Here is a 25614-nt window from a genome sequence, read left to right on the forward strand (position 1 = left end):
AACCGCTCGCGCCCTACAGCATCTCCAGCGGACGCTTGCTGCGCGGCGGCTTGAAATACGCGTCGAGCGCCGCGTGCTCTTGCGCGCCGAGCACTAGGTCGAGCGCCGCGCGGTTGTCGCGCACATGCTCAACGCGTCCCGCCTTCGGAATCGCGCAGACCCCGCTTTGGCCCAGCACCCACGCCATCGCCACGCGATAGACCGACACCCCGTGCGCGTGAGCGATGTCGTCGAGCGGCGAGCGCCTCGGCAAGCGCGCGTGATCGACAGGGCTATACGCCATCACCGGCATGCGATGCGCGGCGCTCCACGGCAGCAGGTCGAATTCCGCGCCACGCCGCGCGACGTTGTAGAGAATCTGATTGGTCGCGCACGCCTCGCCGCCCGTGGTGGCGAACAGCTCCTCCATGTCGTCGGTATCGAAGTTGCTCACGCCCCAGTGCCGGATCTTGCCCGCGCGCACGAGCGCCTCGAACCCTTCGACCGTCTCTTCGAGCGGCACCCCGCCGCGCCAGTGCAGCAGATAGAGATCGAGCCGGTCGGTGCCGAGGCGTTTCAGGCTCGCCTCGCACGCGCGCGCAACGCCGCTGCGGCTCGCGTTGTGCGGATACACCTTGCTCACGAGAAACACCTCGTCGCGCAGCCCCTGCAACGCCTCGCCGACGAGGCGCTCGGTCGCGCCGTCGCCGTACATCTCGGCGGTGTCGATGAGCGTCATGCCGAGCGCCACGCCTTCGCGCAGCGCGGCAATTTCCGCCGCGCGGTGCGCGCTGCGCTCGCCCATTTCCCATGTGCCCTGCCCGAGCTTCGGAATGCGTTCGCCGTCCGGCAATGCGACGCTTGCGATATCGGTCGTCATGATCTCCTTTGCGCGCCGCAACGGCGCTGACTGGCAAAGAACGGCCAGTGTATCGCCTCGCGCGCAATGCGGTCATACGCACTCTCGCAAGCCGTTCATTTCCTCGATTGCGCATCGATGACATAAAATTGCCGTTCGCCTTTCATGCCTGCCTCCCATGAACGCACCCACGGAAGACCGCTGGCGCGACCTGCGCCCGGACCCGGACAACGACACGCCGCTCTATTTGCAGCTCGCGCGCAAGCTGAGCGTCGCGATTCACGACAATCGCTGGAACGCGGGCGAAGCCCTGCCTTCGGAACGCGTCCTCGCGGAGTCGCTCGGCGTTTCGCGCATCACGGCGCGCAAGGCGATCGCGCTGCTCGTCGAGCAGGGCCTGATTCGCCGCACGCAAGGCGCGGGCAGCTTCATCACGCCGCGCATCGAAGACCCGCTCTCGCGCCTCACGAGCTTCAGCGAGATGCTGCGCCAGCGCGGCTTCACGCCGAGCTCGCGCTGGCTCTCGCGCGAAATCCAGCCCGCGAGCCGCGACGAAGTCATCCAGCTCGGGCTCTCGCCGGCGGCGGCCGTCACGCGCCTGAAGCGCCTGCGTCTCGCCGACGGCATCGTCATGGCCGTCGAGAACTCCACCTTCCCCGCCGCGCTGATTCCCGACCCGAACGCGATCGGCGACTCGCTCTACAGCTTTCTCGAACAGCGCGGGCTGTCGATCGTGCGTGCGCTGCAACACTTCCGCGCCGTGAACGCGAGCGAGGAGATCGCGCGCCAGATGAGCATCGCGACCAACGAGGCACTGTTGCTCATCACGCGCGTGGGCTATACCGCCGATCAGCGCGCCATCGAACTCACCGATACCTACTGCCGCAACGACTATTACGATTTCGTCGCGGAATTGCGCAAGTAGTCCGCGAAAACGCGGCAGCGTCTAGTCGTTCCAGACCGGCGCATCGCTGCCGATCGGCACCGGCGGCCGCACGTGAAACGCAGGCGTGAGTTCGAGCCGCTCGGCGGGCGCCACCGCGCGCACGCGCCCGAACGGCGAATCCATTTCCTCCAGACAATCGGCGAGATCGGCGGCGCCCACCTCGGGTGCCTGCTGGCCGTCCTCGAGCGTGCCCATCGTCTGCAGCCAGCGGCCCGTTTGCGCGAGCGAAAGGCGCACGTGCCAGCTGCCGCCTTCGCGCATGCGCCGCGCAAGCGCGACCATCGCGCCGAACGCCGCGAGATAGCCCGTCGCGTGATCGAGCGCCTGGCACGGCAGCGGCCGGGCCGTGGTGAACGGCTGCGCGCCTGCTGCGCCGTCGCCGTGTTTTGCTGCGGCGACGCTCTCGGCCCACACGATGCCGCTCGCCGACTGCACGAGGCTGTCGAAGCCACGCCGCTCGCGCCACGGCCCGCGGTGCCCATACGCGCTGATCGACACGCACACGATGCCGGGCCGCACCTGCGCGAGCGCTTCGGGCGCGAATCCGCGCGCGGCGAGCGCACCTGGCCGGTAGCCTTGAACGAACACATCGGCATCGCGCGCGAGTGCGCGTAACTGCTCGCACGCGGCTGCGTCACGCAGGTCGAGCGTGGCCGAGCGCTTGCTGCGGCCGTTGTCGATCACGAGCGGAGCGATGTTCGGCAGATGCGGGCCGTTGATGAGCAGCACGTCCGCGCCGTGTTGACCGAGCGTGCGCCCCGCCACCGGCCCCGCGATGATGCGCGTGAGGTCGAGCACGCGCACACCCTCCAGAGGACGCGCGCCGTCGCCCGCTCGCGGCGCCTCGGCCGGCGCGTCGCCGATGCGCTCGATCTCGAAGAGCGGCAGGCTCGCCACGGCCTTCGCCTGCTCGTGCGCGGCCCATTCGCGCGGCGCGCGCACGAGCGCGGCGCACAGACCCGCTTGCGCAAGTGCGTCGTCGAGCGCCGCGCCTTCCCAGCCAAGGATCGCGCGCGCCACGGCGTCGCGGTCGTCCGCGCATTGGAGCACGCGCAGGATGCCTGCAAGGTGATGCGGGAAATTCGCGTGCAGCTGGACCCAGCGGCCGTCGCCGGTCGGGAAGTGGCCCGTCACCGGATGACGCAGCTCCGTGGGCGGCTTGCCGTCCACGCTCAAATAGCGCTCGCTGCGAAACGCGGCGAGCGAGCGGCGCACATCGATCGCCACGCGCTGCGCCCCGCCCGTGCGCAGCGCGTGCAGTTGCGCCGCCGCGAGCCCCGCCGCGCCGATGCTCGCCGCCGCGAGCGTGCCCACGCGAAAGATCGAGGGCAGGCCCGGATCGGCGCCTTCCATGTCGAGCCAGTCGAGCGCGGACGGGTCGCAGCCCGCCAGCATCCAGAGGTGTTCGAGCGCGTCGCGTGGCGTCATGGCGAGCAGTCCTTTTGCGAGGGAAGCGGAAAGAAAACGAGCCGAAGTGATGTCACGCATCGTCGCGCCGCTCGAATCCCGGCTCAATCTTGATTATCATGATCAACATAGATTGATTTCTCCGGTTCCAGGAGGCGAGCCACCATGTCCAGCTATATGACCGCGGAACAAGCGGCTGCCGAACTCGGCATCAACCGCGCCACGCTCTACGCCTACGTGAGCCGCGGACTCATCGCCTCGGCGCCCTCGCCCAATGGCCGCCACAACCGCTACGACGCCGCCGAGGTGCGGCGCCTCGCGCGCCGCAAGGCCGACGGCAAGCGCGCGGGCAAGGTCGCGCAGAAGGTGCTCGACTGGGGCGTGCCCGTGCTCGAATCGTCGATCACGCTGATCGCCGACGGCAAGCTCTTTTATCGCGGCGAGGACGCCCTCGCGCTCGCGCGTCAGGCCTCGCTCGAAGAGGTCGCGGCGCTGCTCTGGCAATGCGCGCCACGCCGCGTGCTGCAGGCGCCCGAGGCGCCCATCGCGGCCGCGCAATGGTCGGCATGGCTGAAGATATGGAGTGGGCACACGCCGCTCGAACGCGCGCTCGTGCTGTTGCCTGCCGCCGCGGCGCAAATGCCGCGCATCTGGGCGCAGGGCCGTGACGCGCAAATCGACACCGGTGCGATGCTCATGCGCCTGCTCGCTGCGGCGCTCGTTTCCGCCGCGCCGTCGAACGAGCCGCTGCACCGTCAGCTAGGCGAGGCTTGGGGGGTGCGCTCGCGCGCGCAAACCGACTTGCTGCGCGCCGCGCTCGTGCTGTGCGCGGACCACGAACTGAACGCCTCGACGTTCACGGTGCGCTGCATCACCTCCACCGGCACGCATCTGTTCGGCGCGGCGACGGGCGGCCTGGCCGCCCTGGCCGGGCCGCGCCACGGCGGCGAGACCACGCGCGTGGCTGCGCTCTTCGACGAAGCCGCACGCGCCGACGACCTGCATCGCTATCTTGCCGACCGTCTCGCGCCCGACGAACTCGGCGCGGCCGTGCCGCTCTCCGGCTTCGGCCACCCGCTCTATCCCGATGGCGACCCGCGCGCGCGCCTGTTGCTGGACCTGCTCGCGCAACGCGCGCCGGCGCGCTCGCCGATGGACGAAGTCGACGCGCTTGCCCAGGCCGTGGCCGAGACGAGCGGCGCGCGTCCGACGCTCGACTACGCGCTCGCGGCCATCGAGCGCGTGCTGGGGCTGCCGCGCGGCGCTGCGTTCACGCTGTTCGCCGCGGGCCGCGTGACGGGCTGGATCGCGCACGCGCTCGAGCAGACGGCCGATGGCCGGCTGATCCGCCCGCGCGCACGCTACGTGGGGGAAATGGCGGGCGACACGAGACATGCCGTGCCGCACATCGCGTAACACGCCCGGCAAGGTCAACCCGGCTCAACCCGCGGCCCGGACACCCCACTGCCCGCGCTGCACCCAGCCGCGCAACGCCTCGCCGATGCGCGCCGCTACGCCGCTCGCACCCGCCGCGCGTACGCGTTCCACGTCGACTGGCGCCACCGTCCATGCCGGCGCATCGGCGCTTGCGCCGCCCAGCGCCAGCACGAAACGCGCCCCTTCGCGGCCCGCGCTCACGTGCACGCGCACGCCCGCGTCAAGTCCGATCGACTCGCCGGCGCGCAGCCAGTAGTCGCCGGCGTCGCCCGCGATCGTGAGCCAGAGTTCGCCTTCGCTCACATGCAATTGCATTGCCTGGGCGAGCCGCCAGGTTTCGACGGGCTCGCCGTGTTCCAGTTCGAAGATTCGGATTTCGCGCATTGCCGTGCTCCTTGCAGACTGGCCGCCGAGTCCCCCTCGCACGGCCACCGGAAGGCTTGCCGCAAAGGACTTGAAGCGCCTTGCCGGTAGGAGCATTATTGCGAACAGTGGCGCACGATCCCATGTACAGTTCCGAACAGTTCATCTGGAACTGTGCAGCCAAAAAACCGAACAGTCACTGCCGTTCCAAGCCGCAGCCTGACATGGCGTACCCAGCGAGACCCAGATGAAACTCGAACTCGACCGCGCGAGCAACGTGCCGCTTACCGACCAGATCGTCACCGGCGTGCAGACGTGGATCCGCTCGCGAGCCGCGCACCCGGGTTCCCGGCTGCCGTCCATCCGCCAGTTCGCCACCGACTACGCCATCAGCCGCTTTCCCGTGATCGAGGCCTATGACCGGCTCGTCTCGCTCGGCTATCTCGACTCGCGCCATGGCTCGGGCTTTTACGTGAGCGAGCACGCGCGCTCGGGACTCTCCGGCATGGGCACCTGCGACCTCTCGAATGCCGCCGACGAATCGGGCCATCTACTCAGCCAGCTCGAACGCGCGGACGAGCTGCTGCAGCTCGACAGCGGCTCGATCCCGCAGGCTTGGCGCGACATCGACGCGCTCGGCCAGGCGATCCGCCATGTGTCGCGCAGCGATCCCGCGAGCCTCGTCGACTACGGCACGCCAACGGGCGACGCCACGCTGCGCGAGCATCTGCGCAACCGGCTCGCGCCGCTTGGCATCGTCGCCGATACGCAGCAGATCCTCGTCACCGAAGGCGCGAGCGAAGGCCTCGACCTGCTCATGCGCTACATGCTCAAGCCCGGCGACACGGTATTCGTCGAAGACCCCGGCTACTACAACCTGTACGGTCTGCTCAAGCTGCACGGCGTGCGCCTCGTGGGCATTCGCCGCACGACAAGCGGGCCCGATCTGGACCATTTGCACGCCATGCTCGCCGAGCACCATCCGCGCGCATTCTTCGTCAACACGGTGTTCCACAACCCGACCGGCTCGACGATCTCGCCGCCTGTCGCGTTCCGCTTGCTGCAGCTCGCGCGCGAGCACCGCTTCACGATCGTCGAAGATGACATCTACGCCGACTTCCAGGCCGACCCCACCGACCGCCTCGCGGCGCTCGACCAGTTCGAGCACGTCGTGTACGTGGGCGGCCTGTCCAAGACGCTCTCCTCGGCGCTGCGCGTGGGCTACGTCGTGGCCAACCCGGCGATCGTGCGCGATCTCGCGGCCATCAAGGCGCTCACCACCATCAGCGGATCGCGCTTCACGCAGGCCGTGGCCGCCACGCTGCTCGAGCGCGGCGCGTACCGCAAATACCTCGAACGGTTGCGCCGGCGCATCGCCGAAGCGCAAGGGTCGGCGATGCGCACGCTCGAAGCGCATGGGTGGGAGCTGTTCGGCGGGGCTTCGTCGGCGTCATCGGCCACAGCGGCCAGCGCGGGGCGCGGCTATGCGCAAACGGGCGGCAAGTTCGTCTGGGCGCGCGTGCCGCACGTGGAGGATTCCACGCGCCTCGCAGCCTGCGGCGGGCCGCTCGGGGTGGCGGTCTCGCCGGGCAGCCACTTCCGCCCGCAAGGCGAGCCGAGCCCGTGGATCCGCATCAACGTGGCGCTCACGCTCGACCCGCGCGCCCAGGCCTTCTTCGCGGCGGCAGCGCAGCTCGACGGATAAACGCGCAGGCGCCGGACGCACGGCGCAGGCGCCGCCTACGTCACATAGGCGTCAGCGGGCCCGGCCGACTGCGCGCGCACGCCGTTTTCCCTACAATGGCGCTTGCCTGCGCGCCCCACTCCTCGCCCATGTCCGAATCCACCGCTGCATCCAGCACCGCCCCGTCGCCCCGCTCGTTGTCCGTGATGCTGTGGCTCGTCGCCACCGGCTTCTTCATGCAGACCCTCGATTCGACCATCGTCAACACGGCGCTGCCGGCGATGGCGAGGAGCCTTGGCGAACTACCGTTGCGCATGCAATCAGTCGTGATCGCCTATTCGCTCACGATGGCGGTGATGATCCCCGTATCGGGCTGGCTCGCGGACAAGCTCGGCACACGGCGCGTGTTCCTCGGCGCGATTTTCGTGTTCACGGTCGGCTCGCTCCTGTGCGCGAGCGCGCACACGCTGAACCAGCTCGTGGTTTCGCGCATCGCGCAGGGCGTGGGCGGTGCGATGCTGCTGCCGGTCGGCCGTCTTGCCGTGCTGCGCACGTTTCCCGCCGAACGCTACCTGCCCGCGCTCTCGTTCGTGGCGATTCCGGGGCTGATCGGCCCGCTCATCGGCCCGACGCTCGGCGGCTGGCTCGTGCAGATCGCCTCGTGGCACTGGATCTTTCTCATCAACGTGCCGGTGGGCGTGGTGGGCTGCGTCGCCACCTTCATCTTCATGCCCGACAGCCGCAACCCCGACACGCCGCGCTTCGACCTGCCGGGCTACCTGCTGCTCGTGATCGGCATGCTCGCGATTTCATTCGCGCTCGACGGGCGCAGCGAGTTCGGCATCCAGCACGCCACCGTGCTCGTGCTCTTCATCCTTTCGCTCGCCGCGTTCGTGGCCTACGGTCTGCACGCGGTGCGCACGCCACAGCCGATCTTTTCGCTCGACCTTTTCAAGATCCACACCTTCAGCGTGGGGCTGCTCGGCAACCTGTTCGCGCGCATCGGCAGCGGCGCGATGCCGTATCTGATTCCGCTGCTGCTTCAGGTGGCGCTCGGCTACACGGCCTTCGAGGCCGGCCTCATGATGCTGCCCACGGCCGCCGCGGGCATGTTCTCCAAGCGGCTCGTGACGTATCTCATCATGCGCTACGGCTACCGCAGCGTGCTGGTCTCGAACACGGTGCTCGTGGGCCTCATGATGGCGAGCTTCGCGCTTTCCACGCCCCACGAGCCGCTGTGGATGCGCATCGCGCAACTGGCGCTATTCGGCGCCGTGAACTCGATGCAGTTCACGGCGATGAACACGCTCACGCTCAAGGACCTCGGCACGGGCGGCGCGAGCAGCGGCAACAGCCTCTTCTCGCTCGTGCAAATGCTCTCGATGAGCCTTGGCGTGACCGTCGCGGGCGCGCTCCTGACCACCTTCACGGGCATCATGGGCCATAAGACGGGCGAGAGCGTGATTCCGGCGTTCCACGCGACCTTCATTTGCGTGGGCATCATCACGGCGGGTTCGTCGTGGATCTTCGCGCAGCTCTCGTCGGACCTGCGCCGCACCGCGAAGAAGACCGATCCGTCCGAGCGGACCTGATAGCGGAGCTGACCGGAGTCGTTGTGTTCGCATCCTCGCCGCCCGCGCGCGCACCGCAAAGGTGCGGCGCGCCTCGTGGCCGTGCGGCGCCTGTGTTCGCGCCGGGTTCGCGCACCAATCCGCGCACTATCCCCAATTAGCGCGTGCCGCACCGTACGGGCCAATGGCCATAGGAGCTGGGACTCGCATACTTTTTGCTGGCCTATCCTGTAAACTTGACGCTCATGCGTCCCGCCCGTCGCGTCCGTCCCACGCGCCATTGAAACGACAATGACCAGCATGATCGATCTCGATCCCCCCGGCTTCCAGTCTCGCCCCATCGCCGGCGAAGAAGGCGCCCGCCGCACCGTGCTGTACGGCGGCTACACCGTCTTCAGCGTGTTCCAGCCCGTGTTTTCGGTCGCGCACCGGCGCGCGATCGGCTATCACGCGTCGCTGCGCGCACACGACGAGCAGGGCCAGCAGGCGCCCTCGCAGGAAGTGTTCACGCAGGCGGCGCGCCGCGGCGACCTGCTCGAACTGGGGCGCCTCGCGGAATCGCTGCATCTGGGCAATTTCAACGCGTTCGATTCGCATGACGAATGGCTCTTTCTGAGCCTGCACCCGGCCGCGCTCATGGACACGAGCTACGGCGACGCCCTGCTCGCCGGCCTCAAGGCGCTCGGCCTGCAGCCGCAGCGCGTGGTGCTGGAAGTGTCGGAACAGGCGGGCGGCGAGAATTCGCGCTTCGCGGAGATCATCGACGGATTGCGCAAGGCGGGCTTCGTGATCGCGCTGGATGGCTTTGGCGCGAAGCATTCGAACATCGACCGCGTGTGGCAGCTGCGGCCCGACATCGTCACGCTCGACCGCAGCCTGCTCGCCCAGGCGAGCCGGCACGCGCATATCGAGCGCGTGCTGCCGGGGCTCGTCTCGATGCTGCACGAGTCGGGTCAGCTCGTGCTCGTGGGGGGCCTTTCGACCGAGCGAGACGCGCTGATCGCGCTGGAGAGCAACGCCGACTTCGTACAGGGCGCGTATTTCGCGCGGCCTGACGTCGAGCCGGTGCCGCCGGCCAAGGCCGCGCAGCTCATGGACGATCTTTCGGCGCGGCTGCGCGAGCGCGTGGCCGCGCGCGAGCGTTCGCAATCGGCGCGTCTCGCGCCGTATGTGAGCGCCATCGAAGCGGCGGCGAAGCAGCTTGCCGAGGGCGTGAACATGAGCGACGCCACGCTGCCGCTGCTAGGCCTCGGCGACACGGCGCGCTGCTTCCTGCTCGACGCGTCGGGCCGCCAGATCGGCGACAACGTGCTGCCCGACGGCCGCACGTCGCAGCGCGCCAAGCGCTTCCGGCCGCTGCTGCATTCCGAGGGGGCAAGCTGGGAACGGCGCCCCTACTTCATCGGTGCGATGAAGGCGCCGGGGCGCGTGCAGTTCACACCGCCCTATCTTTCGATCAACGAGGCGCACCTGTGCGTCACGGCCTCGGTCGCCGTCCAAACGGAGCACGGCGTGCAGGTGCTGTGCGTCGACATCAACTGGGACGCCGCCTTGCGCGGCTAGTGTTCGTCCAGGTTCAGGCTCGAACTCACGCGAGGACGAGCGGCTGCGTGAGCAGCGTTGCGCAACCGTGTGCGGTGGACGCGCAAGCGGCGACGCGGAGCGTGGACACGCACACCGCGCCGTCGCTCGACGCAAGCCGGGCCAGCATCTTGCGCACGGCTTCGCCGCCGAAAGCCCGGTTGGCCGCCTGAAGCCGGTTGGCCGGCCCCGCGCTCCCCTCTTCCATTGCCGCAACACAAACGACCGGCTCGGGCAACCCGTCGCCGCCGTCGCGCAAATGCAGCCAGGCGGCGAGCGCGCCGTCCTGCGCGACGAGCGCCACACCCGGCTCGCCGTCCAGCGCAAGCGCTTCGGCGCGCAGAGCGCGCGCAACGGGTGCTTCTTGCGGGATCTCGCTGCGAGACTCTTCGGCCGCGCTCGCCACGACCAGCGCGTTTGCCGTCACCCCCAGCAAATCCATCAATCCCACGCGATCCTGTGCATGCAGTACGTCACGCAAGCGCTCGACCGTGCGCGCGTGCTGCACTTTGTCGGCTGGAGCCGCTTGCGGCGCGGCCTCGCGGGCGAGCCGGACGCGGGCGCGCCGCACGATCTGCCGGCAATGCTCGTTCGTGCAGCCGGTGAGCGCGCCGATTTGCGCGTAGTCGCAGTCGAAGGCCTCGCGCAGCACGAACACCGCCTGCTCGAGCGGTCCCAGCCTTTCGAGCAGGAGCAGCAGAGCGTCCGAGAACCGCCGCGCGCGCAAGCCCGCCTCTTCCGCAGAAGGCGCCGCGTCGTCGAGCCAAGCGGCCTCGTGTTCGCCCGCATGTTCGCGACGCAAGCGCCGCAGCCGGTCGATCGCGAGGCGCACGGTGACCGTGGCGAGCCACGCCTGCGGTACGCGCAGGGCTTGTGCGTCGGCGTCGCGCCAGCGAAACCACGCGTCCTGCACGACGTCCTCGGCCTCCGCGCGGCTGCCCAGCACGCGTGCGGCCAGCGCAATGAGCCGGGCGCGCGCCTCGCCAAAGGCGGCGGCGCGGCGCGCGTCGGTCCACGCTGCCGTCCCAGGTTCGGCTTCGGCGCTCACTGGGGTCGCAGCCTCATTGCGCCCAGCGCCCTCCAGACTCGTTCCTTCGATTGTGTCGATCGCCTGCGTCATTCGCTTCGCTCCTTCGCCATGCGTGCTCGCTCCCGCCCGTTTCCCTTATGACGTCCGGCACGCGGCCGGCGTGACAGCCCCACGCAAATATATTTTCGTCACGGGCGACCCGCGGCGAGCGTCATGGCAGCAGCGGCGCAATCGCGCCGTCAACGGAAAAAACGCGAGACCACTCATGCCATCCATTGCACTGAATCATGCAGCATTGCCGCCGAGCGCGCTTAATCTCGTCCCGACCGTGATCGAAACATCGGGGCGCGGCGAGCGCGCCTACGACATCTACTCGCGCCTCTTGCGCGAGCGCATCGTGTTCCTCGTCGGGCCGGTGACCGAGCAAAGCGCGAGCCTCGTGGTCGCGCAGCTGCTCTTTCTCGAAGCGGAAAACGCGGACAAGGACATCAGCTTCTATATCAACTCGCCGGGCGGTTCGGTCTACGACGGACTCGCCATTTACGACACGATGCAATTCATCAAGCCCGATGTCTCGACGCTGTGCACGGGTTTCGCCGCCAGCATGGGGTCGTTTTTGCTCGCCGCGGGTGCAAAGGGAAAACGCTTCGCACTACCGAACGCACGCATCATGATCCATCAACCTTCGGGAGGCGGCCAGGGCACCGCCGCCGATGTCGAGCTGCAGGCGCGCGAGATCCTGTACCTGCGCGAGCGCCTGAACGCGATACTCGCCGCGCGTACCGGACGCGGCATCGAGCAGATCGCGCACGACAGCGACCGCGACAACTTCATGTCGGCCCACGCTGCCGCCGAGTACGGCCTGATCGACCGCGTACTCGAGTCGCGCGACGACCCGTTACTGCGCTAAGGCGCAGTATCCGCGGCTCGCGGGGCTCACGCGAGCCGCACGGCGAGCCACGCCGCCAGCACGCCCTTGTACTCGGCGACCAGCAGCTTGCGCTCCTTCGGCTTTGCCGCGGCGTATAGTGGGTTGAGGCTCTTGATGACCTGCAGCATGACTTCGGCCACGCGATAGGCCTCATCCGACGAAAGCGCCGGCTGATAACGCAGGAAGAGCGCCGTGAAACGCTGGCGCAGCAGGTTGCGCACGGCCGCATCGCGCTTGAAGCCGAGCGGCACGGAAAGCAGGGGCAAATACGCGGGATAGTCGTGCATCAGATCGACCATCAGGTCGAACAGACGCTCGACGAGTTGCGCGAGCGGCAGCTTGCCAGCATCGTCGTGCGCGGCGATGAGCGCGCTCCAGCGCGCGTCCATTTCGTCGCCGTAGCGCTTGCGCAGCGCGAGGGCCAGTGCCTCCTTGTTCGGAAAGTACTGGTACGCCGCGCCCACCGAAACGCCCGCCTGCTGCGCGATCTGCGTCATCGTCGCCGCTTCGAAGCCGCGCTCGGCGAAGGCTTCGCCCGCGGCTTCGAGCAGCGCGTCGACCGTGCGCGCCGCGCGTTCCTGGCGCGGCACGCGGCGTGCGTTTTCGCGTGCCTCTTCCTTTTGCGCCTCCTTGCGCGCGAGCGGGTCTGCCGCCATATCTGAAGCCTCCTTCACATTCGTGTATGATTATGTGAAGCCATCCTCACATATAGGTGAACCATGACGCAAGCACTTTCACTGAACGCGCGCACCACGGCGCTCGTGATGATCGACCTTCAGCACGGCATCGTAGGCCGTCAGATTGCGCCCTATAGCGGCGCGCAGGTCGTGGCCAACGCCAAACCGCTCGCCGACGCACTGCGCGCCAAGGGCGGCACCGTCGTCTGGGTGCACGTGCTCCTGAACGAGCTGCTCGCGCTGCCCGCCGACGCCCCCGGCCGCACGCCCGACACGCCGCCCGCACCGGCCGAGGCATCCGAACTCGTGCCCGAGATCGGCGCGCAACCCGAGGACGTGATCGTCGCGAAGCGCCAATGGGGCGCGTTCTACGGCACCAATCTCGAGCAGCAGTTGCGCCGCCGCGGCATCGACACCATCGTCATCGGCGGCATCGCCACGAACTTCGGCGTCGAATCCACCGCGCGCGCGGCGTTCGATCTCGGCTTCAAGCTCGTGTTCGTCGAAGACGCCACGTCCGGTCTGAACGAAGAGATGCATCACTTTTCGTTCGAGAAGCTGTTCCGCCACATGGGCCACGTGCGCTCGACGCAGGAAACCATCGCCGCGTTTGCGTAAATCCGTTTGTGTAAAACGCTTCGCGCAAAACAAAAAGCCCTCGATGCAAATCGAGGGCTTTTTACATGTGCCGCAGCGATTGCGGCGCATCGAACAGGGCTTCGTATTACGCGAAGTTCTGTGCTGCGAAGTTCCAGTTCACGATGTTCCAGAACGCTTCGACGAACTTCGGACGCGCGTTGCGGTAGTCGATGTAGTAAGCGTGTTCCCACACGTCGATCGTGAGGAGCGCCTTGGCGTCGGTCGTGAGCGGCGTGGCGGCGTTGCTGGTCGACACGATGTCGAGCGAACCGTCAGCCTTCTTCACGAGCCACGTCCAGCCCGAACCGAAGTTGCCCACGGCAGCCTTCGTGAAGGCTTCCTTGAACGCATCGTAGGAGCCCCACTTCGCGTTGATCGCGTCGCCGAGCGCGCCCGACGGTGCGCCGCCGCCTTGCGGCGAGAGGCTGTTCCAGAAGAACGTGTGATTCCAGATCTGTGCCGAGTTGTTGAACACGCCACCCGACGACTTCTTGACGATCTCTTCGAGCGAGAGCTTTTCGAACTCGGTGCCCGGAATCAGGTTGTTCAGATTCGTGACGTAAGCCTGGTGGTGCTTGCCGTAGTGGAACTCGAGCGTCTCTTCCGACATGTGCGGAGCGAGGGCGTTCTTCGCGAACGGCAGCGGCGGGAGCGTAAATGACATGATGCGGTTCCTTCGTCGTGTTATGGGGAGTTCTGCGTGATAACCGGCATGGAGCACTCGATTGTAGGCGAGTTGGAATAACCCCGCAAACGAGCGGCCTTTATGCCGGATATCGTTTGCGCGGGGCTTTTGCGGATGAACCGCTACGCGGTTTTTCGCGGATTCCCCGGTGAATGGGTGCCGTGCTGCACGCGTTGCACAGAGCGCGATGCTCAATGCAACGACGCTCCAACAACGCTTGCGATGCTACGCGAACCATACCGGTCTCGCGCGCAGACAAGACTGCTGCAATCGCGTTGCAATCTCCACGCAACCGGCGTGCAAACTTCCTGCAACGAGACTGCAACAATCGCTAGTCGCCACGATGTTTCGTCGTAGCGGCTAGCGATCGTGCGACTGCGCCGGTGCTGCCTTGTGCAGCAAACATCGGACCTGACAGGCTGACTGCGAGGCCGAGTGGGAGGCCAAGCGAGGGCCTGTTTCAGAAACCGTCGGCGAGACGCGGCTGGACGTCGGCGAGCGCGACGTCGGCGCTGCCCTGGGCGAGGTGCACCGTGAGGCGTTTGCCGGGTTTGAGCGTGGCGGGCGAGCGCACGGCCGCGCCGCTTTGCGCGTCGAGCAGCGCCGCATAGCCGCGCTCGAACGTGCGCTGCGGGCTCAGCACTTCGAGCCGCGCCGTGAGCTCCGAAACGCGCGCCGCTTCGCGCTCGCGCTGGCGCGAGAAGGCACCGTCCAGACGCCGTCCGAGCGACTCCAGCTGGGCGCGGTGCGCAGCGGCATCGGGGCGCGAGCGCTGCCAGCGCATTTGCATGACGTTCAGGCGTGCACGCGCCTCGGCGCTGGCACGCGAGCCCGCCGATGCGAGCCGTATCGTCAATTGGCGCAAGTGCGTGCGCTGCTGCGCAAGCCGTTCGACGGGCGAAACGAGCCGGCGCGCCAGCCAGTCGAGCTGCTGCGCGCGCCGCTCGAGCAGACGGCCGAAATCGCGGGCAAGTGCGGCATGGCGCTGGTCGAGGTCGCGCAGCAGCAGCGCGCGCTGCGGGCTGACGAGTTCAGCCGCGCCGGTGGGCGTCGGCGCGCGCACGTCGGCGGCGAAATCGGCGATCGTGAAATCGGTTTCGTGCCCAACGCCGCTCACCACGGGAATGGCGCTGGCCGCGATCGCGCGTGCAAGCGCCTCGTCGTTGAACGACCACAGGTCCTCGATCGAGCCGCCGCCGCGGCACAGCACGAGCACGTCCACTTCATTGCGCGCGTTCGCGGTTTCCAGCATCGCCGTGAGCTTTTCCGCCGACCCCGCGCCCTGCACCGGCGCGGGATAGACGATCACCGGCAGGTGCGGCGCGCGGCGGCACAGCGTCGTCAGCACGTCGCGCAGCGCAGCGGCCTGCATCGACGTAATCACGCCGATGGCGCGCGGATGCGAGGGCAGCGCGCGTTTGCGCTCGGGGTCGAAGAGCCCTTCTGCCTCGAGTTGCGCCTTCAGTCGCAGGAAGGCTTCATAAAGCCGGCCCTGGCCCGTGCGCCGCACGGCCTCGACGTTCAGCTGGAGTTCGCCGCGCGGCTCGTACATCGTGACGAGCGCGCGCACTTCGATACGGTCGCCTTCGCGCGGCGTGAATTCGGCGTACTGCGCGCGGCCACGGAACATCACGCAGCGAATCTGCGCCTGGGCGTCCTTGATCGAGAAGTACCAGTGGCCACTCGCGGCACGCGTAAAGTTGGACACTTCACCGGAAATCCATGCAAGCGGAAACGTGCGCTCGAGCATCGAGGCGATCGCCCGGTTGAGCGCCGAGACCGGCACGACGACGTCGCCCGAAGGTGCGGAAGAAGCGGAAAATCGGTCGGATAGCATGCGAAAAGGTGTGGGGAAACGTCAGCCGGACAGACGATAGACCGTTCGGGGGGCGATAGTCCAGCACGAATGAGACCCGGCCCGCAAGCCCCGCGAAGTGTCCACATCGGCGCTGTCATGCGGCATGATGACCGCACCCAGCCCGCAGACGCTAAAAAAACAGCCCATGCCGTTGATTTTTATACGATTTTTATCCATATAACATCCTTACAGGCCGATGGAGAGGCCGAAGAATGGGCCTTTCAGCCTTCCCGGCACCTACTTCTCCACAAAGTTATCCACAGACCTCGATTTTTTGGGCGTTTCGCGCGCCTTGCAGGCAGCCGACGGCTGCGTACGGCCAGGCAACTTGCCGCGTAACGCCTACCCGCGCTAGAGTGCCGGGTTCACGAGCGTCAGTGCCGCATCACGCCAAGCGCCGGCTGCTCGCATGCGCAGGTCATTCGTCTGCCGTCCTGTTTGTCGCTCAGCTCACCTTGAACCGGAGAACCGACCCGATGCCCGCCCAGCCTGTCTGCTTCCCGCATGCCGCGTGCGGCGCTTCGCGCGCATATTGCCGATGAGCGGCCCCGTCTCCAGTCTCAAGGAACGCCTCGAAGCGCAGTTTGCGCACGCCTGGCAACGCCGCGGCGCGCTCGCCTGGGCGCTCACGCCGCTCGCCGCCGTGTTCGCCGCCGTGAGCGGTGCGCGCCGCGCCGCCTTCGCGGCCGGCTGGCTCAAGAGCGTACGCGTGGGCGTGCCCGTGGTGGTGGTCGGCAACGTGACCGTGGGCGGCACGGGCAAGACGCCCACGGTGATCGCGCTCGTCGAGGCGCTGCGCGCCGCGGGCTTCTCGCCGGGTGTCGTCTCGCGCGGCTACGGCGCGAAAATCGCACGCCCTACGCCCGTCACAGCAGATACGCCCGCGCGCCTTTGCGGCGACGAACCCTTGCTGATCGCCCGCCGCACGGGCGTGCCCGTCTGGGTCTCACCCGACCGCGTGGCGGCGGCCACGGCGCTGTGCGGCGCCCACAGCGACGTCGACGTGATCGTGAGCGACGACGGCCTGCAGCACTACCGCCTCGTGCGCGACGTCGAGATCGTGGTGTTCGACCATCGCCTGGGCGGCAATGGCTTCCTGCTGCCGGCGGGCCCGCTGCGTGAGCCGCTCTCGCGCCGGCGCGACGCCACGCTGGTCAACAATCCGTTCGAGCGCACGCTGCCGGCCTGGCCCAATACGTTCGCGCTCAAGCTCGAACCCGGCGACGCCTGGCATCTCGCCAATCCGGCGTTGCGCCGTCCGCTCGCGCAGTTTGCCGCGGGCGCGGCCGCACCGGGGCAAGGCGCCGGTACGCAAGGATCGCAGGGCGCGCTGCGCCTCGTGGCGGCGGCCGGCATCGGCTCTCCGGAGCGCTTTTTCGCGACGCTGCGCGCGGCCGGCCTCGCGCCGCAAACGCTGCCGCTGCCCGATCACTACGCCTATGCAACCAACCCGTTCGCAGACGTCGCCGCCGACGCGATCCTGGTCACCGAAAAGGATGCAGTAAAATTGGGGGCCTGGAACGACGCGCGCATCTGGGTCGTCCCCGTTGAAGCCGCGCTCGATCATCGCCTCATTACCCTGGTTGTGGAGAAACTTCGTGGACGCTCGTCTGCTTGAAATCCTGGTCTGCCCGATCTGCAAGGGCCCGCTTAGCTATGACCGCGCCGCGCAGGAGCTGATCTGTAACGCCGACAAGCTCGCCTATCCGATCCGCGACGGCATTCCGGTCATGCTCGTCGACGAAGCGCGTCAAACCGTGGAAGGCACGCCGGTCGATCCGCACGGGCCGGGCGCCGCGTAAGGCGCGTGGGTGGCGCATCGCGCGCCGCCAGGCGGTCGCGAGCGCACTCACTCGTCCCGCATACACCTGGTGGTTCCGGCTGAAAGCCGAGTCGCGCGCGCCGGCCCCGGCGCGCTGTCGTCTCCCAAGGCGGTTTCCTGAGCCGGTTTCCCAATCCCCTTTCCTGTCCTTGCTCCGTCTGGCCATGACCGCTCCCGTGCAACCCTTCATCGCCGTCGTCCCGGCGCGCCTCGCGTCCACGCGGCTGCCCAACAAACCGCTCGCCGACATCGGCGGCAAGCCCATGGTGGTGCGCGTGGCCGAGCGCGCGCGCGATTCGGGCGCGCAGCAGGTGCTGATCGCCTCGGACGCCCAGAGCGTGCTCGACGCCGCCCGCGACCACGGCTTCGAGGCCGTGCTCACGCGCGCCGATCACCCGTCGGGCACCGACCGTCTCGCCGAAGTCGCCGAGCACTACGGCTGGAGCGACGAAACGATCGTGGTCAACGTGCAGGGTGACGAGCCGCTGATCGACCCCGCACTCGTGTGCGACGTTGCGTCGCACCTCGCCGCGCACCCCGAGTGCGCGATCGCCACTGCCGCGCATCCCATCTCGGCGCCCGACGAAATCTTCAGCCCGAACGTCGTGAAGGTCGTACTGGACGCACGCGGCGTTGCGCTCTACTTTTCGCGCGCGCCCATTCCCTGGGCCCGCGACGCATGGCAGCCGCACTGGTCGCCGGCGCGCCTCGATCTCGGCGCAATGCCCGCCCCGCCGGCTCCCGCGACCGTTTATCGCCACATCGGCCTGTACGCGTACCGCGCGAAATTCCTGCGCAGCTACCCCACGCTCGCACATTCGCCGATCGAGCAGGTCGAGGCGCTGGAGCAGCTTCGAGCGATGTGGCACGGCGAGCGCATCGCGGTGCTCGTCACGGCGCAAGCACCCTCGCCGGGCGTCGACACCCCCGCCGACCTCGCCCGTGTGCAGGCGTTATACCGGCCTTAATTCCGTCCGTGGGGCAAAAATCCCATGGCATAATCAATTGTTTGCGCGAGCCGTCTAAAGCCTTTGTGCGTCGGGGTTTCCCCGCTTTTCGGCACCGTCTTGCAGCGCTGCGCCGTGTTCTGTGCGACTCATGAACACCGGGCGAAAGCCGCGCGGGACATGCCGTCGCCCCCGCCTGCACTGCCTCGACGGCCGTGAGCGAACGGGCGAGGAGACGCACGACGCTGACGATGCCGCCCCACCGCGTGCGGGGCAGCCGCCGCGCCGCAAGAATTCACACAGATCGGAGATTGTTCACATGCGTTTGATCCTGTTGGGCGCCCCGGGCGCGGGCAAGGGAACCCAGGCAAGCTTCATCAAGGAAAAGTTCGGCATTCCGCAAATCTCGACGGGCGACATGCTGCGCGCGGCCGTCAAGGCCGGTACGCCGCTTGGCCTCGAAGCGAAGCGATTCATGGACGCCGGCGAGCTCGTGACCGACGAGCTCATCATCAATCTCGTGAAGGAGCGCCTTCAGGAGCCCGACTGCCAGAACGGCTACCTGTTCGACGGGTTCCCGCGCACGTTGCCGCAAGCCGAAGCGATGAAGCAGGCGGGCGTCGCGATCGATTACGTGCTGGAGATCGACGTGCCGTTCGACGAGATCATCACGCGCATGAGCGGCCGCCGCATGCACCCGGGTTCGGGCCGCACGTATCACGTCAAGTTCAATCCGCCGAAAGTGGACATGACGGACGACGTGACGGGCGAACCGCTCGTCCAGCGCGACGACGACAAGGAAGAAACGGTGCGCAAGCGTCTGGACGTGTACGTCGCCCAGACCAAGCCGCTCATCGCCTACTACAGCGACTGGGCGAAGCGCGGTGAGGAAAACGGCCTGAAGGCGCCGCAGTATCGCGCCATCTCGGGCCTCGGCAGCGTCGACGAAATTCGCGATCGCGCATTCGAAGCGCTCAAGTAAGCAGATCAAAGTCCGCGGGTCAAAGTCCGACCCGAAGCCGGTTTCGGCACACTTGCTGGTTTGCCTGCGGGCCGGCTGGCGCCGCACTCCCGAGGTGATTCGGGACGCGACGCCAGCCGGCCCGTTTTGTTTTTGGTGAGTCTCGCGCGCCTTGCCTCTCTACGCGGGACAGCATGGCCACAACAACAGGAGACGAAAGATGCAGATCCGCGGCAACGTATTTCTCATCACCGGCGGCGCGTCGGGGCTCGGCGCGGCCAGCGCGCGTCTGATCGCGGCTGAAGGCGGCAAGGTCGTCATCGCCGACCTCAACGAGGACGCCGGCAACGCGCTCGCGAAGGAACTGGGCGGCGCGTTCGTCAAGTGCAACGTGGCGAACGAGGACGACGGCGCGAGCGCCGTGGCCGCGGCAACCGCGCTCGGCACACTGCGCGGACTCGTGAACTGCGCGGGCATCGCGCCCGCCGTGAAGACCGTGGGCAAAGACGGCCCGCATCCGCTCGACACGTTCTCGAAGACCATTTCGGTCAATCTGATCGGCACCTTCAACATGATCCGCCTCGCGGCGGCCGCCATCGCCCAGACCGGGCCCAGCGAGGGAGGCGAGCGCGGCGTGATCGTCAACACGGCTTCGGTGGCCGCTTACGACGGCCAGATCGGCCAGGCGGCCTACGCCGCGTCGAAGGGCGGCGTCGTCGCGATGACGCTGCCGATCGCGCGCGACCTTTCGCGCAGCGGCATCCGCGTGATGACGATCGCGCCCGGCATCTTCGAAACGCCAATGCTGCTCGGCATGCCCAAAGAGGTGCAGGACGCGCTCGGCGCAATGGTCCCGTTCCCGCCGCGCCTCGGCAAGCCGGATGAGTACGCGATGCTGGTCAAGCAGATCGTCGAGAATCCGATGCTCAACGGCGAGGTGATCCGTCTGGACGGCGCGATCCGCATGCAGCCGAAGTAACGGCGCGCCCTCTCCTGCACGATAAAAAAAGCCCGCGATATTCGTCGCGGGCTTTTTTCTGCGGCCAGGCCGTGGGCTTCAGTCGTTATCGAGCGTGCGCTGGCGCAGCTCATGCAACTGCGACTCGACGACGGTCGCGTCTTCTGCGTCGGGGCGCTCGTCGAGATAGTGTTCGAGGTCTTCGAGCGCCGGGCGCAGATAGTCGAGCCGCGCATAAGCGAACCCGCGATCGCGCACTTCCTCGATGTTCTCCGGCAGCAGGATCACGAGCCGCTGCTGGATGGCCAGCAGGCGCTGCCAGCGCTCGGTCTGCAGATAGACCGATTTCAGGTTGCGCAGCATGCGCGCAACGATCTCGCGCCGTGTGGCCGGCTCGAGCAGCATGCGCAGCGCACGCGCCACGGAATCGCCGGCGTTGGCCACGAACGGTTCGAGCATCTCCACCATGTCCGACTCGGTGAGCGTGCGGCCCGTGGTGGGATCGAGCATCTCGTCGCCTTCGGGCAACGCGACGCGCAGCAGAAAATGCCCCGGAAACGACACGCCTTTCACCGGCAGACCGAGCTGGGTCGCCATTTCCAGATACAGCACCGCGAGCGAAATGGGGATGCCGCGCCGACGCTTGAGCACAGCGTTCAGGTGGCTGTTTTCGGGGTCGAGAAAGTCATTGAGATTGGCGGCGAAGCCCATCTCGCGAAAGAAGCAGCGGTTGAGCACGGCAACCTGCTGGCGCACGTCCGCCCCTTCGGGCATGCGGCGGCACACACGCAGCGCGAGTTCGTCGATCTCGGCAAGCGTGCCTTGCAGATCGAGATCGGGATAAGCGTCCTGCGCGATCGCGAGTGCCGCCTCGGTGAGCGGCAGGCTCTCGTCGTCGGCAACGAGCGCGCTGAAATAGTCCAGAACCCGCGTAGTCATCGTGGTCACTTCGCCCGCCTCTTGAAGTACGCGTATTTGAAGCCCATCAGCCAAAGCATACCGAAATATAGCGCCGCGAACAGGACGAGGCACGCACCGAGCAAGGCGATGCGCTCGAGCGGCGCATGACGCAGTGCGATCCAGTCGTAGCTGATGGCGCACCAGTGCATCGCCCCGGCCAGCACGAGACATGCCCCGAGCAACTGCACGAAGAACGTCGTCCAGCCGGAGGACGGCATATAGATGCCGCGGCGGCGCAGCCCGATGAACAGCAGCAGCGCGTTCATGCAGGCGCCGAGGCCGACCGAGAGCGTCAAGCCCGCGTGCGAGAAGATCGGCACGAAGATGTAGTTGCTGATCTGCGTGGCGATGAGCACGCCCACACCGATCTTGACCGGCGTTTTGATGTCCTGGCGCGCATAGAAGCCGGGCGCGAGGATCTTGATGAGGATGAGGCCGACGAGCCCCACGCCGTACGCCGCCAGCGCGCGGCCCGTCATGATGACGGACGTGGCGTCGAACTTGCCGTAGTGAAAGAGCGTGGCCGTGAGCGGCTCGGCGAAGAAAAAGAGCGCGACGGCCGAAGGCGCGGCAAGCAGGAACGTCACGCGCAGGCCCCAGTCGAGCAACGCCGAGTATTCGTGCGGATCGGCATCGACGTGGGCCTTCGAGAGGCTCGGCAGCAGGATCGTGCCGAGCGCCACGCCGAGCAGCGCGGTCGGGAACTCCATCAGGCGGTCGGCGTAGTTGATCCACGACACCGCGCCGGGCCCGAGACGCGAGGCGATATTGGTGTTGATGATGAGGCTGATCTGCGCGACCGAGACGGCGAACATGGCGGGCACCATCTTCGCGAGCACACGCTTCACGCCTTTGTGCGCGAGCGCCTTGAGCGGGTTCAGGCCGATGCGCGGCATCATGTCGATGCGCTTCAAGCCCGGCAATTGCACGATGAACTGCAGCACGCCGCCGACGATCACGGCCCATGCGAGCGCGTAGACCGGCTGCTTCATGTGCGGCGCGAAGGCCACGGCCGCCGTGATGAACGAGACATTGAGCAGCACCGGCGCGAACGCGGGCAGCGAGAACTGCTTGTACGTGTTGAGCACGCCAGACGCGAGCGACGTCAGCGAGATGAACACGATATAGGGGAACATGATGCGCGTCATCGTGACGGCGAGCGGGAACGCCTGCCCGTCGCTCTTCAAGCCCGAAGCGACCACGATCACGACGAACGACGCGCCGAAAATGCCGAGCAGCGAGAGGACGGCGAGCACCCAGGCAAGCACGGTCGACGTGGCGTCGACGAGCGCGCGCGTGGCGTCGTGGCCCTTCTGGTTCTTGAACTCCGCGAGAATCGGCACGAACGCCTGCGAAAAGGCGCCCTCCGCCGAGATGCGGCGCAGCAGGTTGGGAATACGAAACGCGACGTAGAAAGCGTCGGTGTACTGACTCGCACCGAAGGCGCGCGCAATCAGCGTTTCTCGGGCCAGACCGGTCACGCGCGACAGCAGCGTGAAGCCGCTGACTGTCAGCAGGGCTCGGAATAGATTCATGGGGCGGTCATTATACGGGCGTCGTCCGCTCCATCGCGGATGCGCAGCGCAAAGGTCGGCGCAAAACCCCGCGCGACGCCGCTGGCGAGCGAGAGGCAAAGACAAAAGCGCGCTGATTGTGACCGTGCCGCGTGAAAGGCGTTCACGTTCGGCGGCGCTTGTCTTCGCTATCGCGCCGTGATTGCCAGCCTGATGACTCTGTTGCTATAATCATCGATTCGAGTTCTCCCAGAGGGCTCGAAACGCGTCTTGGAAAGGGGGCAGGAAACAGGCAGCAACCCTGCTCTGGCACAAAAGGCGCGGCTAGTTGAGCAAAACTCAACCGGCAAATACCGTTTTGAACGTCTCAGGCATCGCTGCCGGTCGTTCAAATCCAGGCAAAGAGCGTCGGTAGGACCACGCTCCGCAATCACAAGGAATCGAAATGGCAAACTCCGCACAAGCACGCAAGCGTGCCCGTCAGGCCGTCAAGGCAAACTCGCACAACTCGGCACTGCGCTCGAAGTTCCGCACCGCCATCAAGGCCGTTCGCAAGGCAATCGACGCCGGCGACCAGGCAAAGGCTGCTGAAATTCTGAAGGCATCGGGCAAGACGCTCGACATCATCGCCGACAAGAAGATCGTTCACAAGAACAAGGCCGCTCGCCATAAGAGCCGCCTGGCTGCTGCCGTCAAGGCAATGCAAGCCGCGCAGTAAAGAGATTCGGACGCCGGCCGCGGCTGGCGATCGCCTCTTTGAGCTGCACCACAAAAAACCCGCTTCGGCGGGTTTTTTTGTTTCTGCCGGGCGCAAAAAAACCCGCCGAAGCGGGTCCGTTCGTTGCCGTGGCCGCACCGTCAGCGCACGGTGGCCTGCTGCGTGGCGTGATCGTGAGGCAATTCGCACGCCTCGGTCACGACGAGATCGTTGTCCTTCGCGAAGTTCATCACGAAATTGAAGGCCATCGGCTCGACGTCTTTCAGGCGCGAGTCCAGCACCACGACCTTGAGGTCGCCGATCATCGTCGGACGCACATAGAGCGAGTAGCGCAGATACGCATTCGGGCCACGAGCATTGGCCGACGCCTTCGGACCGAAGCTCGACATCACCCCGGCAAGACGCTCCGACCAGTCGCTCGGACGAAACTTCTTCCCCGCGCTGGTGATGCCTTGAATGAAGTATTCGGTTGGAGCTTCGTCGGCCATGCAGGAGTACCTGTGTGTGTAGCTGCTGGGTGCGTTTGCAGCGTGTAACGGCGGCACGAGCGCTGCGCCCGCGCTGGTACCGCGGAACGCCGGCTACGGGGATCGCCCGCCGCCACGCGCATGGACAGTCCGATGGATAGGAACGGCTGCCGCGCACCCCGCCCGGCGTGCAGTCTCGAAAATCGCCGCCTTCGCATGTCACAAGCAGGTCTCGCAACGGGATCGACAGGACGATTTCGCGGCGCACTGCCAGTCGGCGCACAGGCCGCTCCCGCGGGCTTGCCTGCCGTGGCCGCGCGGTGTTGCCACCTCGCCATCACACACGTTCAGGGCCCGTTTGTCGTGCCTAAGAAATCTCCGGGATTATAGCGCACTGACCGTTTTGACGCAGTGCACACAAGGCACTTGAAAGGCTGAATACGGCCTCTCGTTGTGCCCGCAAAACAGGCATGAAAACCGTCACGAAAGCGCCACCCACCGTGCGTCAGGGCGCCCTGCCTAAATTTTGGGCAACTCGTCAAATTGCGCAAAATCCTTTATGCTGCTTTGACTTACCACCAACCGCAGCGGCGTCGCCGGCCCAATCCTGCAGTTCGAGGCCGGATCGGGCGCCGTTTCTGTTTCATGACCTCCCGGACCATACGCCATTACCTGCAGTTCAAGGATTTCTCCCTTGACGAATATGAATATGTGCTGGAGCGCGCGCGCATCCTGAAGCGCAAGTTCAAGAACTACGAGACCTATCACCCGCTGCACGACCGCACGCTGGCGATGATCTTCGAGAAGAGCTCCACGCGCACGCGCTTGTCGTTCGAAGCGGGTATCTTCCAGCTGGGCGGCCACGCCGTGTTCATGAACACGCGCGACACGCAGCTCGGCCGCGGCGAACCGATCGAAGATTCGGCGCAAGTCATCTCGCGTATGGTCGACATCATCATGATCCGCACGTTCGGCCAGGACATCCTGCAGCGCTTTGCAGAAAGCTCGCGTGTGCCGGTCATCAACGGTCTCACGAACGAGTACCACCCCTGCCAGGTGCTGGCCGACATCTTCACGTACTACGAGCACCGCGGTCCGATCCGCGGCAAGACCGTGGCGTGGGTCGGCGACGCCAACAACATGCTCTACACGTGGATCGAAGCTGCGCAGATCCTCGGCTTCAAGCTGCGCATCTCCACGCCGCCGGGTTATCCGCTCGATCCGGCGCTGGTCGCGCCGGAAAGCAAGCCGTTCTATGAAGTGTTCGAGGACCCGCACGACGCCTGCGACGGCGCCGACCTCGTCACGACCGACGTCTGGACCAGCATGGGCTTCGAAGCCGAAAACGAAGCGCGCAAGCAGGCCTTCGCTGACTGGTGCGTGGACGCGCCGATGATGGCCCGCGCCAATGCCGATGCGCTTTTCATGCACTGCCTGCCCGCGCACCGCGGCGAGGAAGTGAGCGCCGAAGTGATCGACGGCCCGCAGAGCGTGGTATGGGACGAGGCGGAGAACCGCCTGCACGTGCAGAAGGCGCTCATGGAGTTCCTGCTGCTCGGCCGCCTGAATCACTGAGCCTGGCATACGCCACCACGAAAAAAGCCGACCCGAAGGTCGGCT

24 protein-coding genes are annotated in these 25614 nt (G+C 66.8%); 14 read left to right on the forward strand and 10 right to left on the reverse strand.

The window, feature by feature from the left end; genetic code table 11:
• Nucleotides 1-13: 13 nt before the first annotated feature.
• A complete protein-coding gene (locus tag E1N52_RS10815; protein ID WP_133182662.1) occupies nt 14-859 on the reverse strand; it encodes an aldo/keto reductase in 846 nt (281 codons plus the stop codon).
• 157 nt (nt 860-1016) lie between these two features.
• Here E1N52_RS10815 and E1N52_RS10820 point away from each other — a divergent pair, with 157 nt between their 5' ends.
• Nucleotides 1017-1763, forward strand: a complete 747-nt coding sequence (locus tag E1N52_RS10820; protein WP_133182664.1) for a GntR family transcriptional regulator — start codon at nt 1017-1019, stop codon at nt 1761-1763.
• 21 nt (nt 1764-1784) lie between these two features.
• Here E1N52_RS10820 and E1N52_RS10825 read toward each other — a convergent pair whose 3' ends face one another.
• Nucleotides 1785-3212: a CoA transferase gene (locus E1N52_RS10825; protein WP_133182673.1), complete on the reverse strand. Its 1428-nt coding sequence runs from the start codon at nt 3210-3212 to the stop codon at nt 1785-1787.
• 144 nt (nt 3213-3356) lie between these two features.
• On the opposite strand from E1N52_RS10825, the gene E1N52_RS10830 reads away from it, so the two are divergent.
• Nucleotides 3357-4607, forward strand: coding sequence for a citrate synthase family protein (locus E1N52_RS10830; protein WP_133182675.1), 1251 nt, complete (start codon nt 3357-3359; stop codon nt 4605-4607).
• A 24-nt stretch (nt 4608-4631) separates the two neighbouring features.
• On the opposite strand, the gene E1N52_RS10835 is transcribed toward E1N52_RS10830, so the two are convergent.
• The gene (locus E1N52_RS10835; RefSeq protein ID WP_133182677.1) at nt 4632-5012 is read right to left on the reverse strand and encodes a DUF2917 domain-containing protein; all 381 of its coding nucleotides are present in this window, start codon (nt 5010-5012) and stop codon (nt 4632-4634) included.
• Nucleotides 5013-5238: 226 nt separating this feature from the next.
• Here E1N52_RS10835 and E1N52_RS10840 point away from each other — a divergent pair, with 226 nt between their 5' ends.
• The 3 genes from E1N52_RS10840 to E1N52_RS10850 all read left to right on the forward strand — a co-directional run bounded on the left by E1N52_RS10840 (nt 5239) and on the right by E1N52_RS10850 (nt 9809).
• Nucleotides 5239-6696, forward strand: a complete 1458-nt coding sequence (locus E1N52_RS10840; protein WP_133182678.1) for an aminotransferase-like domain-containing protein — start codon at nt 5239-5241, stop codon at nt 6694-6696.
• Nucleotides 6697-6824: 128 nt separating this feature from the next.
• Nucleotides 6825-8267 (forward strand): multidrug transporter subunit MdtD, encoded by a 1443-nt coding sequence (gene mdtD, locus E1N52_RS10845; protein WP_133182680.1) that lies wholly within the window; start codon nt 6825-6827, stop codon nt 8265-8267.
• Between the two features lie 270 nt (nt 8268-8537).
• Nucleotides 8538-9809 (forward strand): EAL domain-containing protein, encoded by a 1272-nt coding sequence (locus E1N52_RS10850; protein ID WP_133182682.1) that lies wholly within the window; start codon nt 8538-8540, stop codon nt 9807-9809.
• 25 nt (nt 9810-9834) lie between these two features.
• Here the strand turns inward: E1N52_RS10850 and E1N52_RS10855 are convergent, their stop codons facing one another.
• On the reverse strand, nt 9835-10947 hold the full coding sequence (locus E1N52_RS10855; protein ID WP_133182684.1) for a sigma-70 family RNA polymerase sigma factor: 1113 nt from the start codon (nt 10945-10947) through the stop codon (nt 9835-9837).
• Nucleotides 10948-11122: 175 nt separating this feature from the next.
• Here E1N52_RS10855 and clpP point away from each other — a divergent pair, with 175 nt between their 5' ends.
• Nucleotides 11123-11767 (forward strand): ATP-dependent Clp endopeptidase proteolytic subunit ClpP, encoded by a 645-nt coding sequence (gene clpP / locus E1N52_RS10860; RefSeq protein WP_133182686.1) that lies wholly within the window; start codon nt 11123-11125, stop codon nt 11765-11767.
• 26 nt (nt 11768-11793) lie between these two features.
• Here the strand turns inward: clpP and E1N52_RS10865 are convergent, their stop codons facing one another.
• The gene (locus tag E1N52_RS10865; RefSeq protein ID WP_133182688.1) at nt 11794-12444 is read right to left on the reverse strand and encodes a TetR/AcrR family transcriptional regulator; all 651 of its coding nucleotides are present in this window, start codon (nt 12442-12444) and stop codon (nt 11794-11796) included.
• A gap of 63 nt (nt 12445-12507) precedes the next feature.
• Between E1N52_RS10865 and E1N52_RS10870 the strand changes: the two genes are divergently transcribed.
• Entirely contained in the window at nt 12508-13083 is a 576-nt protein-coding gene (locus tag E1N52_RS10870) for an isochorismatase family protein (RefSeq protein WP_069262787.1), read from the forward strand.
• A 106-nt stretch (nt 13084-13189) separates the two neighbouring features.
• Here the strand turns inward: E1N52_RS10870 and sodB are convergent, their stop codons facing one another.
• A complete protein-coding gene (gene sodB / locus E1N52_RS10875) occupies nt 13190-13768 on the reverse strand; it encodes a superoxide dismutase [Fe] (protein WP_042266176.1) in 579 nt (192 codons plus the stop codon).
• Nucleotides 13769-14249: 481 nt separating this feature from the next.
• Nucleotides 14250-15626 (reverse strand): exodeoxyribonuclease VII large subunit, encoded by a 1377-nt coding sequence (gene xseA, locus E1N52_RS10880; protein WP_133182690.1) that lies wholly within the window; start codon nt 15624-15626, stop codon nt 14250-14252.
• A 559-nt stretch (nt 15627-16185) separates the two neighbouring features.
• Between xseA and lpxK the strand changes: the two genes are divergently transcribed.
• The 5 genes from lpxK (at nt 16186) to E1N52_RS10905 (ending at nt 20356) form a co-directional block, all read left to right on the forward strand.
• Nucleotides 16186-17265, forward strand: coding sequence for a tetraacyldisaccharide 4'-kinase (gene lpxK / locus E1N52_RS10885; protein WP_133182692.1), 1080 nt, complete (start codon nt 16186-16188; stop codon nt 17263-17265).
• The gene (locus tag E1N52_RS10890; RefSeq protein ID WP_028205303.1) at nt 17246-17449 is read left to right on the forward strand and encodes a Trm112 family protein; all 204 of its coding nucleotides are present in this window, start codon (nt 17246-17248) and stop codon (nt 17447-17449) included. The genes lpxK and E1N52_RS10890 overlap by 20 nt, the downstream gene beginning before the upstream one ends.
• A 184-nt stretch (nt 17450-17633) precedes the next feature.
• Entirely contained in the window at nt 17634-18437 is an 804-nt protein-coding gene (gene kdsB, locus E1N52_RS10895; RefSeq protein WP_133182694.1) for a 3-deoxy-manno-octulosonate cytidylyltransferase, read from the forward strand.
• Nucleotides 18438-18735: 298 nt separating this feature from the next.
• The gene (adk, locus tag E1N52_RS10900; RefSeq protein WP_133182696.1) at nt 18736-19398 is read left to right on the forward strand and encodes an adenylate kinase; all 663 of its coding nucleotides are present in this window, start codon (nt 18736-18738) and stop codon (nt 19396-19398) included.
• Nucleotides 19399-19597: 199 nt separating this feature from the next.
• Nucleotides 19598-20356 carry a 3-hydroxyacyl-CoA dehydrogenase gene (locus tag E1N52_RS10905; RefSeq protein ID WP_133182698.1) on the forward strand — a complete coding sequence of 253 codons (759 nt, stop codon included), beginning with the start codon at nt 19598-19600 and terminating at the stop codon, nt 20354-20356.
• A 78-nt stretch (nt 20357-20434) separates the two neighbouring features.
• Here the strand turns inward: E1N52_RS10905 and E1N52_RS10910 are convergent, their stop codons facing one another.
• Entirely contained in the window at nt 20435-21274 is an 840-nt protein-coding gene (locus tag E1N52_RS10910) for a SirB1 family protein (protein WP_133182700.1), read from the reverse strand.
• Between the two features lie 5 nt (nt 21275-21279).
• The gene (gene murJ, locus E1N52_RS10915) at nt 21280-22830 is read right to left on the reverse strand and encodes a murein biosynthesis integral membrane protein MurJ (protein ID WP_133182702.1); all 1551 of its coding nucleotides are present in this window, start codon (nt 22828-22830) and stop codon (nt 21280-21282) included.
• Between the two features lie 424 nt (nt 22831-23254).
• Here murJ and rpsT point away from each other — a divergent pair, with 424 nt between their 5' ends.
• On the forward strand, nt 23255-23527 hold the full coding sequence (gene rpsT / locus E1N52_RS10920; protein ID WP_133182704.1) for a 30S ribosomal protein S20: 273 nt from the start codon (nt 23255-23257) through the stop codon (nt 23525-23527).
• Between the two features lie 140 nt (nt 23528-23667).
• Here rpsT and E1N52_RS10925 read toward each other — a convergent pair whose 3' ends face one another.
• The gene (locus E1N52_RS10925) at nt 23668-24015 is read right to left on the reverse strand and encodes a DUF3579 domain-containing protein (RefSeq protein ID WP_133182706.1); all 348 of its coding nucleotides are present in this window, start codon (nt 24013-24015) and stop codon (nt 23668-23670) included.
• A gap of 624 nt (nt 24016-24639) precedes the next feature.
• Here E1N52_RS10925 and argF point away from each other — a divergent pair.
• The gene (argF, locus tag E1N52_RS10930) at nt 24640-25569 is read left to right on the forward strand and encodes an ornithine carbamoyltransferase (RefSeq protein ID WP_042266191.1); all 930 of its coding nucleotides are present in this window, start codon (nt 24640-24642) and stop codon (nt 25567-25569) included.
• Nucleotides 25570-25614 lie beyond the last annotated feature (45 nt).

Origin of the sequence: Paraburkholderia guartelaensis (assembly GCF_004353905.1) — a bacterium.
Lineage (GTDB): Bacteria > Pseudomonadota > Gammaproteobacteria > Burkholderiales > Burkholderiaceae > Paraburkholderia > Paraburkholderia guartelaensis.